Annotated in this window: 10 protein-coding genes; 9 read left to right on the forward strand and 1 reads right to left on the reverse strand. The window is 41.8% G+C overall.

Translation table 11 applies throughout. From position 1 onward, the window contains the following. Nucleotides 1–58 precede the first annotated feature (58 nt). The 8 genes from HMPREF9075_RS08520 (at nucleotide 59) to HMPREF9075_RS08555 (ending at nucleotide 6,210) form a co-directional block, all read left to right on the forward strand. Nucleotides 59–268 (forward strand): hypothetical protein, encoded by a 210-nt coding sequence (locus HMPREF9075_RS08520; RefSeq protein WP_009416135.1) that lies wholly within the window; start codon nucleotides 59–61, stop codon nucleotides 266–268. Nucleotides 269–412: 144 nt separating this feature from the next. Beyond that, nucleotides 413–655: a FeoA family protein gene (locus HMPREF9075_RS08525; protein WP_009416136.1), complete on the forward strand. Its 243-nt coding sequence runs from the start codon at nucleotides 413–415 to the stop codon at nucleotides 653–655. A gap of 73 nt (nucleotides 656–728) precedes the next feature. Next, nucleotides 729–2,843, forward strand: a complete 2,115-nt coding sequence (feoB, locus tag HMPREF9075_RS08530; RefSeq protein WP_009416137.1) for a ferrous iron transport protein B — start codon at nucleotides 729–731, stop codon at nucleotides 2,841–2,843. Nucleotides 2,844–2,860: 17 nt separating this feature from the next. Then, nucleotides 2,861–3,625, forward strand: coding sequence for a patatin-like phospholipase family protein (locus tag HMPREF9075_RS08535; protein ID WP_009416138.1), 765 nt, complete (start codon nucleotides 2,861–2,863; stop codon nucleotides 3,623–3,625). Between the two features lie 34 nt (nucleotides 3,626–3,659). After that, on the forward strand, nucleotides 3,660–4,259 hold the full coding sequence (locus HMPREF9075_RS08540; protein ID WP_009416139.1) for a MotA/TolQ/ExbB proton channel family protein: 600 nt from the start codon (nucleotides 3,660–3,662) through the stop codon (nucleotides 4,257–4,259). After that, nucleotides 4,256–4,594 carry a DUF2149 domain-containing protein gene (locus HMPREF9075_RS08545; RefSeq protein WP_009416140.1) on the forward strand — a complete coding sequence of 113 codons (339 nt, stop codon included), beginning with the start codon at nucleotides 4,256–4,258 and terminating at the stop codon, nucleotides 4,592–4,594. Before HMPREF9075_RS08540 ends, HMPREF9075_RS08545 begins: the two co-directional genes overlap by 4 nt. A gap of 19 nt (nucleotides 4,595–4,613) precedes the next feature. Then, nucleotides 4,614–5,006: a 30S ribosome-binding factor RbfA gene (rbfA, locus tag HMPREF9075_RS08550; protein ID WP_009416141.1), complete on the forward strand. Its 393-nt coding sequence runs from the start codon at nucleotides 4,614–4,616 to the stop codon at nucleotides 5,004–5,006. 7 nt (nucleotides 5,007–5,013) lie between these two features. Continuing rightward, on the forward strand, nucleotides 5,014–6,210 hold the full coding sequence (locus HMPREF9075_RS08555; protein ID WP_009416142.1) for an ABC transporter permease: 1,197 nt from the start codon (nucleotides 5,014–5,016) through the stop codon (nucleotides 6,208–6,210). Here the strand turns inward: HMPREF9075_RS08555 and HMPREF9075_RS08560 are convergent. Beyond that, nucleotides 6,187–7,590, reverse strand: coding sequence for a branched-chain amino acid transport system II carrier protein (locus HMPREF9075_RS08560; RefSeq protein ID WP_009416143.1), 1,404 nt, complete (start codon nucleotides 7,588–7,590; stop codon nucleotides 6,187–6,189). The genes HMPREF9075_RS08555 and HMPREF9075_RS08560 overlap by 24 nt on opposite strands. A 132-nt stretch (nucleotides 7,591–7,722) precedes the next feature. Here HMPREF9075_RS08560 and HMPREF9075_RS08565 point away from each other — a divergent pair, with 132 nt between their 5' ends. Next, nucleotides 7,723–8,448: a metallophosphoesterase gene (locus HMPREF9075_RS08565; protein WP_009416144.1), complete on the forward strand. Its 726-nt coding sequence runs from the start codon at nucleotides 7,723–7,725 to the stop codon at nucleotides 8,446–8,448. Nucleotides 8,449–8,526: the final 78 nt, after the last annotated feature.

The following is an 8,526-nucleotide window of genomic DNA, read 5'->3' on the forward strand; positions in this document are numbered from 1 at the left end:
ACATCTATCATTAAACATTATTTTGTACCTTTGCATTTAGAATTAAATACTTCATATTATGAATAAAGAAACATCACAATCTCCTTATAAGGTAGGTGATATATTGGAAGTATCGCCGTATTTAACAAGCTTAGACGATTGGATTATAGGAAAAGTTATCAAAATATTCAAAAATCCCTTTATAGGAGATGAAATTGCTATTGAAGACGAAAAAGGACGTATCTTTTTTGGTGTCAAAGATTATTTTAAACCTCATAAAAAACAATAGATTATGTATGCTGTAGCTTTTGATATGAGTATTTCTGATAAGGCTTCTTTATACCAAAAACGACAATAATTTTACTTCATTAAACATCTATCATTAAACATTATTTTGTACCTTTGCGCTCAAATTAAGTCTAAATAAGGTGTTATGACTACACAATCATCTAAAAATCATACGGTTGCCGATCTTAAGAAAGGCGAAAAAGGCGTTATAGTTTCATTTGATGTAGATAAAATTCCCCTGAAATTGATTGAATTGGGCTGTTTTGTGGGTAGCGAAGTGGAAGTTCTGCAACGCGCTACTATGGGCGACCCTATCTATATCCGTATGAATGAGGCTTATTTATCTATACGAAAAGATATGGCTAGAGAAATAGTCGTTAGTGATTAGTCGCTAGTCGTTAGTGATTAGTCGCTAGTCGTTAGTGGTTGAAAAAATAATCTAATTAAGTAATATACAATTGGTGAACTCAATAAAAGTTGCGCTTATAGGGAATCCTAATACAGGAAAAACATCGTTATTTAATGCGCTCACGGGGCTGAACCAGAAGGTGGGAAACTACCCTGGTATTACAGTAGAAAAAAAAATAGGACAAACGAGCTTGTGTAGCCATTGCAAGGGCGTTATTATTGACTTGCCTGGCACTTATAGCTTGAACGCAAGCTCGGAAGATGAACGCGTGGCAGTGAATGTACTACTTGACCGCAAAGGGGAATATTTCCCTGATGTGGTAGTGGTGGTGTGCGATGTGAATAACCTGAAACGGAATTTGCTTATCTTTACGCAAATAAAGGACTTGCAACTGCCTACACTGCTGGTTGTCAATATGGCTGACCAGATGGAACGAAAGGGCATCAGCCTTGACATTGCTGTGCTAGAAGCTTCGTTGCAAACAAAAGTCGTGCTTACCAGTACGCGTACGGGAATGGGTATTGAGGCGCTAAAAAAAGCAATTATGGACTACCAATCGCTGCCTATAGCCCCTTGTGTGTCGGTAGAACGAATTGATAAAAGCTACTTTGACAGTTTAGCCACTCTTTTTCCCAATGAAAACAGTTATAAGCTGTGGCTTATTGTGTCGCACAACACTTATATTATTGAAAATTACAAAGAAACCGACCTTACGGGGTTAAAACATACCAAAACAGAGAGCGAAATACGGCGAATGAAGCAAAAAGAGACTATTATTCGCTATCAATGTATCAACGAAACGCTCAAAAAGGCTTATTCGGTAGATTATCACAAGGCACAAACCCTGCGAGCGCGCCTCGACCGCTTGCTCATTCACCCTGTATTGGGTTATGTGATTTTTGCATTTATTCTTTTGTTGATTTTTCAGGCAGTATTCAGCTGGTCAAGCTACCCTATGGACGGGATTGAGTGGCTTTTTGCTCAACTTACAGACTGGTGTGAGTCGGTTTTGCCTGAAGGAGCTCTTACCGATTTGCTCACTAAGGGAATACTGAGTGGTATTGCGGGTATTGTGGTATTTATACCGCAAATTGCTATTCTTTTCACTTTCATTTCGCTGCTAGAAGAAAGTGGTTATATGAGCAGGGCTGTTTTTTTGATGGATAACATTATGAGGCGCTTTGGGCTGAATGGCAAGAGTGTCGTACCACTGATGTCGGGCGTGGCGTGTGCAATTCCTGCTGTGATGATTGCTCGTAATATTGAAAATTGGAAAGAACGACTCATCACTATACTGGTAACGCCTTTTATGACTTGCTCGGCGCGATTGCCTGTGTATCTTATCATTATAAACTTGGTGATTCCCGAAGGTAATTTCTTGTTTTTTAGTTATAAGGCTTGGGCGTTTTTCGGTATGTACTTTTTGGGGGTTGCAGCGGCATTGCTTTCGGCTTTTATCTTAGATAAGGTGCTGAAAATGAAACAGCACAAGAGCTTTTTTATAGCCGAAATGCCCGACTATAAAGTGCCTATGTGGCGCAACGTGGGGATTACGGTATACGAAAAAACAAAAGGCTTCGTAACGGGGGCTGGTAAAATTATCTTATCCATCTCGGTACTACTGTGGTTCTTAGGCTCGCACGGCGTGGGTGAACGCTATAACACCATAGAACAACGCGCCGACACTTTGGCAGCCGAACAACAATGGGACGAAGACCAGAAAACTCATTATATAGAGAGCGAACAGCTAGAATATTCATTTTTAGGGTATATAGGCAAGGCAATAGAGCCTGTATTTCGTCCGTTGGGATATGATTGGAAAATAAGCATAGGAGTAGTGGCTTCGTTTGCAGCGCGCGAGGTGTTTATCAGTACATTATCATCGGTATATAGCCTTGGCGGTGATTTAGATACTGAAGGTGAAGAGGGTGAACGTACTATATTGGCAAAAATGCGCAGTGAGCTGCGCGCCGATGGTACACCTGTATATACTTTGGGTACGGGTATTTCGCTTTTGCTATACTATGCTTTTGCTATGCAATGCCTTAGTACAGTGGCGATAGTGCGCAAAGAAACCAATAGCTGGAAATGGACGGCTATACAATGGTTTTTTATGACGGGGGTAGCATATATCAGTGCAATGTTGGCGTTTTTATTGATTAAATAAGCTAGTAAATTGATTTTATGAAAAAACTTGGTTTGGTATTTTCAGGAGGTGGTGTGCGTGCTTTGGCTCACGCCGGACTTCTGAAAGCACTGCAAGAACAAGGCATACGCCCCGCTGCTATCTCGGGTACCAGTGGTGGTGCTTTAGTGGGCGGCTTGTACGCTTCTGGGGTTACCCCCGATGAAATGCTTGAGTTCTTTAGAAAAACGCCCGTCTTTAAATGGTCGATGGTAACATTTAAAAAAATAGGGCTGATGGATAGTGCTAAATATACCAAGTTCTTTGAAAAACACTTCAAATATCGTACTTTTGAAGAGCTGAATATACCTCTTGCAGTAGCTGCTACTAATTTGCTCACGGGCAAGGTGCAATATTTCAATAAAGGGGAACTAATACAACCCCTGATTGCTTCCTCGGCATTGCCGCCTTACTTTTCGCCCGTGCGGATAGATAAAGGGCTTTACTCCGATGGTGGTATATTAGACAATTTCCCAATAGAACCTATAAAAAATTTGTGTGAAGTGGTCATAGGTAGCTTTATCAATCCGTTAGAGCCTATTGGTGAAGACGAACTGAAAAACTCTTTACAGCTTTTACAGCGCATTTACAACATTGCTATGGACGGCAACTACACCCGCAAGTTTAAAAAGAGTGATTATGTATTTTTTCACAACCTGAGTAATATCAACGTACTCGATACTAAGATGTTAGAAAATGCTTTCCAATACGGCTACGAACAGGGAATTGAGAAAATTGAAACGATTAAACAATTGGTAAATTAACCTATAAATATATTGATAAATTAATTAAAAAACGATGAAAGAGATTTCTGAAATTCTATTTTTGGTATCGGATAGCTTATTGATACCTGACATAGTGGTGCTATTAGTACTTTTTGGGCGTGCGTTGCTACTGGTGGGCAGCTTCTACAACCGCTTTATTACGAAGTACAAAAACGACAAACAACTAAATGCAGCTATAGGGGCACTCACCCCTGACGGAGCGCAGCAGCTAAAGGCATTGCTGCCCGAACGCGACAACTCGCTCTACATACAGTATTTGCGCGACTTGCTCAGCCACGAACCTGATGCTGACTACTACGACTATATGATTGCTAACTTTGAAAACGAAGGAGAAAAAGACATCGCTACCTCTAAACTATTGGCAAAAGTAGGTCCGGTATTGGGGCTTATAGGTACGCTTATCGCAATGAGTCCTGCACTTACGGGGCTTTCAACAGGCGACATTTCAAAAATGGCAAGCAATATGCAGGTAGTATTTGCTACCACCGTAGTAGGGCTGGTAATTAGCTTGGTGGGCTTGGTAACCTTGCAGTTCAAACAACGCTGGTATGCTAAGGAAACCAACAACTTAGATTACGTAGCACGTGTATTAACTAAAAACAACACCAAATGAGAAATAACAGACGTTCCCTTGCTTTCAAAGATGACGATGCCGACCCGCTAAGCGTAGTGGTAAACCTCTTTGATGTGGCTATGGTTTTTGCCGTAGCTTTGATGGTATCTATGGTGATGAACCTCAATATGCAAGATTTCTTTTCGGGCGAAGACTTCACCATAGTAAAGAAAAAAGGCGATGATATGGAAATCATACGCCGCGAAGGGCAAAAAGTTACTAAATACAAAACAGTAGAAGGTGCTGCTGCCCCCGATGCAAGTCAAAAACGCGGTAAACGACTCGGAATAATGTACGAAACCGATACCGGTGAAACAATTTTGGTAAATGATTAATAAGTAAGCTAAAACAACAATGGAAAATAATAGGCAAAAGAAAATAGCAGGAATTATACAAGAAGAGCTGGCAAAAGTGTTGCAACAAGCCATACGCGATGCTGGGCAAAACAACCTGATTATCTCGGTTACAAAAGTAAACGTAGCAGTTGATTTATCAACGGCTAAAGTATACGTAAGCGTATTTCCCGAAACGCAGGCTGCCGAAACACTCAAAGGGCTTAGCAGCAATGCGCCTCTCATCAAGCACGAATTGTCGCAAATCACTAAAAACCAATTTAGGCGTATGCCCGAATTGTTCTTCTATATAGACGACTCTTTGCAATATATTGAAGGTATTGAACAATCACTCAAAGAAGAAGAAAACCCTATAGAGAACCGCACCTTGCTCTACAAACGCAAAATGACCTAATAAAACAATGAAAACTAACGCCGTTCTGTACATTGCCAAGCGTTATAGCTTTGCCAAAAGCTCGCAAAACGTTATCAATATTATCAATAAAGTAACAGCCGTAGTAGTAGTGCTAGGGGCGGCGGCGTTATTCATTGTATTAGCAGGATTCGCTGGGCTGAAAGACTTTACGTTATCATTTTCAACCACCTTCGACCCCGACTTGAAAATCTTCCCCAAAACGGGCAAATACTTGGCATTAGCTGCTACCGATACTCTCAAATTGCAACAAGTAGAAGGCATAGCTCATTTTACTAAAGTATTGGAAGAGCAAGTATTCCTCACTCACAACCAGAAGAACCACATTGCTTATATCAAAGGAGTAGATGCACAATACCCCTTAGTGAATGCTATAGATAGCATCATCTCTTTGGGGCAATGGAATATCAATCCGCCAAGTGTAGTAGTAGGGGGGATTATCTTCAACAAATTAGGGCTCAATCTCGCTGATGGCAATTCGCCACTGCAAATAGTAGTACCCAAAGCAGGCAAAGGGAGTATCCTCAATGACCCGATGCCCTACCGACAGGCTTTCACCGTAGTAGGCGGCATCTACCAGCTCACCGAAGATTTAGATAAAAAATACGTATTCTCAAGCCTACCACAAGCGCAATTTATATTAGGCTTACAACCCAACCAAGTCTCTGCCATAGAGCTAAAACTAACCCCAGCAGCCAACGAGCGCAACGTTATAACGCAAATAGAGCACAGTTTTTCACAACCTGTAGTAGTAAAAAACCGTGCCCAACTAAACGATGCACTTTATCGTATGCTCAATACCGAAAATATAGCTGTTTATCTCATTTTTATCTTAGTACTCATCATTGCACTATTCAACCTTGTAGGAGCTATTATAATGATGATATTAGACAAGAAAGACGACCTATACACCCTCTATGCCTTAGGCTTCAGCCAGCAGCAATTACGCCGCATTTTCTTTTGGCAAGGAGTTATCGCCTCTGTAACAGGAGCCCTGATAGGCATAGCGATAGGCTTTGCAATAATAGTGAGCCAGCAACAATTTTCCTTCGTAAAGATAGCACCCACACTGCCTTATCCTGTAAGTATCACTTTGCTCAATACAATAGTCGTTTTTGCCACTATAGTAGTATTAGGCGTATTAGCCTCGTGGATAGCCTCCTCACGCGTGCCGCTTCGCAGGTGATGAGCGTGTAACTACTGCCACTACTATAAAAGCTACTAATGAGGGCAATAACCATTCCAGCTTAAAGCTACCCAGTGGCAGCCACTGTTTTACAACAAATATCCAATCACGTAACATATATGCTAACCACCAAGGCATATCGAGGAGGGCAATACCAGCTACATCAATAGCCGAAACAATAGCTGTAACTACTACTGCCGTAACATAAGGCGCAGGGCGTTGTACCCATTTGCCAAAAACAAGCACATATAAAATAATCGTGAATACAATAGGATATACGAATAATAGTATATATACCGCATAAGCAATAATACTATCTACCGAATTTACAGATATAACTATAGAAACTACTGTAGTAATCACAGCCCATACCTTGTAAGATACACGCCCGCGAGTAAGTCCCTCAAAAAAAGAACTCACCGATGAAATCAGTGCAATAGCGGTAGTAAGACACGCCAGCCCAATAGCCAGTGCTACCCCCATCGTGCCCCATTTGCCTAACGTGTTGTGCGAAATATACAACAACAAATCGGTGCGCAGTATCACACCTTCTTTGCCTTCATAGCCCGAATGAGCCCCCAAATAAATCAGTCCCCCATAAATAAACAACAAGCAAAGCGTAGAAACCACTCCTCCCATTATCGTAACTCGTGTACGTTCTGAAGGCTCGTTGTAGCCCTTATTTACGATTGCTGCAATAATAATCCCCGCAAAAATCACCGAAGCCATTACGTCCATTGTCTGGTACCCCTCTGTAAAGCCCAATACAAAGCTTTGCGAAGCCCCTAAATTTGTAGGCATCGCCTCTGCTTCAGGATATACCACCCCCAAGAAGATAAGCAAGATGAGCACTATCAGCAAGAAAGGCGTGAGAAACTTCCCAATAACATCTACAATACGTGATTTAGAGATAGAAAGTACCAATGCTACGCCAAAAAAGAAGATAGAAAAACACAGTGATTTAGAGATAGAAAGTACCAACGCTACCTTAAAAAAGGAGATAGAAAAACACAAAGGCGAAAGGTTAGGCAGTAGCGGCTGGATACCAATCTCATAGGTAGTAGCCCCCGTACGAGGTAAAGCCAAAAGAGGTCCTATAAAAAGAATAATCACAAAGGTAAGAGCACTTATCAGTTTAGGGTGGATAAGCCACCCCAAGTCGGTGAAATGTTTGCCTACACGCGCCACCATCAGCACTCCCAAAAAAGGCGCTATAATAGCCGTAATAAAAAAACCAGCCAAAGCCCAATACCAGTGGCTACCCGTGTTTAAACCAATAAAAGGCGGCAATATAAGATTGCCCGCACCAAAAAACATCGCAAAAAGCGCAAAACCCACAGTAAGCGCCGTAAGCCATTGATTTAGTTTCAACCCTCTCATAACAATCGGTATTATAAATAAAGTTGCAAATAAAAGAAAAATAACACAATTATCAAAATCTAAAACCTACAATTAACAATTTTTTATTATCTTTGCGCTGAAAATCAATAATTCTTTTTATAAATTTACAGTATGCGTACCCTTGTAATTGGCGACATTCACGGTGCTCTCATAGCCCTACAGCAAGTACTCCAGCGAGCACAAATCACCCCAAAAGACCATCTTATTTTCCTTGGTGACTATGCCGATGGCTGGAGCCAAACCCCTCAAGTGTTAGACTTCCTTATTGAATACCAGCAGCAACACCACTGCACCTTCTTGCGCGGCAACCACGATGCCCTATGCTACGACTTCCTTTGTGGCAAAACAAACGACACTATGTGGTATCTACACGGCGGCAAGGCTACCGTAAAAGCCTATGAAAACATCAGTGAAAACACAAAAGAAACCCATCGCAACTTCCTTTTCGCGCTGGAAGACTATTATTTAGACGATGACAATCGTTTGTTTTTGCACGCAGGCTTCACCAACCTGCGCGGGGTAGCATACGAATACTTTACTGAAATGCTCTATTGGGACAGAACCCTTTGGGAAACCGCCTGCAGCACCACCCTTGCACCTGCCCACCCCCAGTATCCCACCCGCTTGCGCCTTTACAAGCAAATATACATAGGGCACACCCCCACCACCCGTTTGGGAAGCACCCATCCGCTCACCTTTCACAACGTAACCAATGTAGATACAGGCGCAGCCTTTAAAGGCGTCATTACAATTCTCGACATCGATAACAATACCTATTGGCAAAGCGACCCCGTTTACACCCTATACCCCCAAGAACAAGGGCGAAACACAAAATAATAGTTAAGTTTTAGTTCACAGTCCCACCGAACCTTGAGCGAACCTTGAGCGAAGGATAAGCGAAGGATGAGCGAAGGA

The organism is Capnocytophaga sp. oral taxon 332 str. F0381 (assembly GCF_000318275.2).
Taxonomy (GTDB): domain Bacteria; phylum Bacteroidota; class Bacteroidia; order Flavobacteriales; family Flavobacteriaceae; genus Capnocytophaga; species Capnocytophaga bilenii.

What these genes read in the sequence shown, in the direction of transcription:
- HMPREF9075_RS08520 (WP_009416135.1), top strand. Translation starts at nt 59, where the DNA reads ATGAATAAAGAAACATCACAATCTCCTTATAAGGTAGGTGATATATTG.
- HMPREF9075_RS08525 (WP_009416136.1), top strand. Translation starts at nt 413, where the DNA reads ATGACTACACAATCATCTAAAAATCATACGGTTGCCGATCTTAAGAAA.
- HMPREF9075_RS08535 (WP_009416138.1), top strand. Translation starts at nt 2,861, where the DNA reads ATGAAAAAACTTGGTTTGGTATTTTCAGGAGGTGGTGTGCGTGCTTTG.
- HMPREF9075_RS08540 (WP_009416139.1), top strand. Translation starts at nt 3,660, where the DNA reads ATGAAAGAGATTTCTGAAATTCTATTTTTGGTATCGGATAGCTTATTG.
- HMPREF9075_RS08545 (WP_009416140.1), top strand. Translation starts at nt 4,256, where the DNA reads ATGAGAAATAACAGACGTTCCCTTGCTTTCAAAGATGACGATGCCGAC.
- rbfA (WP_009416141.1), top strand. Translation starts at nt 4,614, where the DNA reads ATGGAAAATAATAGGCAAAAGAAAATAGCAGGAATTATACAAGAAGAG.
- HMPREF9075_RS08555 (WP_009416142.1), top strand. Translation starts at nt 5,014, where the DNA reads ATGAAAACTAACGCCGTTCTGTACATTGCCAAGCGTTATAGCTTTGCC.
- HMPREF9075_RS08560 (WP_009416143.1), bottom strand. Translation starts at nt 7,590, where the DNA reads ATGAGAGGGTTGAAACTAAATCAATGGCTTACGGCGCTTACTGTGGGT.
- HMPREF9075_RS08565 (WP_009416144.1), top strand. Translation starts at nt 7,723, where the DNA reads ATGCGTACCCTTGTAATTGGCGACATTCACGGTGCTCTCATAGCCCTA.